Origin of the sequence: Actinotalea ferrariae (assembly GCF_019733465.1) — a bacterium.
GTDB lineage: Bacteria > Actinomycetota > Actinomycetes > Actinomycetales > Cellulomonadaceae > Actinotalea > Actinotalea ferrariae_A.
The window spans coordinates 1-1,608 of sequence record NZ_JACVQL010000425.1; the positions used below are offsets into that span (position 1 = coordinate 1).

1 pseudogene is annotated in these 1,608 nt (G+C 80.0%); it reads left to right on the forward strand.

Annotation, left to right across the window (positions count from 1 at the left end):
* Nucleotides 1-1,608 (forward strand): annotated as a pseudogene (locus tag ICW40_RS20565) (sacsin N-terminal ATP-binding-like domain-containing protein); the annotation flags it as partial.

Consider the following 1,608-nt stretch of genomic DNA (forward strand, 5'->3'; position numbering starts at 1 on the left):
CTGCTGCCCGCGGCCGACGGCGGCCGGCTCCCGGCGAGCGGCGCCGTCACCCTGCCGCCCGGCACGGACCGCGGGCTCGTGCGGGCGCTCGCGCCGTGGGTCGCGGGCCTCGTCGACCTCGCGCCGCACCAACGGCACCTCGTCCCCCTGCTCGGCGTGCGCACGCTCGAGCTCGCCGAGGTGGTCGACGGGCTGTCCGCGACCGACCCGGCCGCGCTGCGCCGGCTGCTCGACGTCGTACCGAGCGACGCGCGCACCCTCGAGCAGCTCGCGACGCTGCCGGTCGTCCTCGCCGACGGGCGCACCGTGCGCGGCGCGCGGGGCCTGGTCGTGGCGGACGGCGTGCCGGCCGCCGCGCTGCGCACCCTGTGCCGGTGGGGCGTCCGCGCGGTGCACCCGGACCAGGCGCACCCTCTGCTCGAGCGGCTCGGGGCCGAGCGCCTCGACGCGTGGGGCGTCCTGCGCCACGACGCCGTCCGCGAGCGCGTCCTCGGCGCCGACCCTGACGAGCCCGCCGACCCGGCGGACACGGCATGGCCCGACCTGGCTGGCGACCTGCCCGACCACCCGCCCAGCCTGGCGGCCCACGGCCCGGCCGGCGACGTCCCTGACAGGCCGGCCGACGACGCCGCCGCGGTCGCGGACGTCGTGCTGGGCCTCGTCCGCGTCGCGCTCGCGGGCGGTCCGGCACCCGAGGTCGCGTGGTGGGGCGAGCTGCTGCTCGAGGCCGACGACGGCGACCGCCTGCCCGCCGCGGGCCTCGTGCTGCCCGGCTCGGACGCGGCGCGCTGGTTCGACGCCGAGGTGCTCCCGCCCGTCGCCGAGGCCCTGCGGACGCGCTGGCCCGACGAGCTCGCCGTCGTCGGGGTGCGCTCGGGCCTGCGCGTGCTGACGGTCACGGCCGACCCCGACGTCGGCAGCACCGTGGACGTGGAGGCGGACGCCGACGACGACCCCGCGCACGCGCTCGACGGGTGGCGCGAGTACCTCGACGACCTCGCCGACCTCACGGACGAGGCCGCCGACGTCGCACCGGTCGAGCACCTCGTCGTCGCCGACCTCGACGCCGTCCGCCCCGAGGCGTGGCCCGAGGTGCTGCGCGCGCTCGCCGCGGGCGGCGCGCGGCCCGCGCTCACGGACCCCGTGCTGCTGCCCGGCGGGGGACGTGCGCCGTCGTACACCGCGTGGTGGCTGCGCCGACGGTCGCCCCTGGGCCTCGGCCGCCCGTTCCTCCTCCCCGGTGAGACGCACGACGGAGCCACCTGGGCGACCGGGCTGCTCGCCGACTCGCCCGCAGCCCTCGCCGGCCACGACGAGGCCGTGCTGCGCGCGCTCGGCGGCGTCGCGTCGCTCGCCGAGTTCGACCCTCACGGCTGGGCCGACGTGCTCGACCACCTGCCCGGACCCGGCGCCGAGGTGCCGCCGGCCGTCGCGGGCGAGGTGTGGCGTGCCCTCGTGCGGCTCGCGACCGCAGACGCGCCGCTCGACCCCGACCGGCTGCCGGCCTGGTCCGCGGGGCGCGTCGTCGTCGCGGCGACCGACGACGTCGCCGTGGCCGACCCGATGTGGGCGCAGCACCCGGCGGTCGCCCCGGCCGTCGTCGTGCCC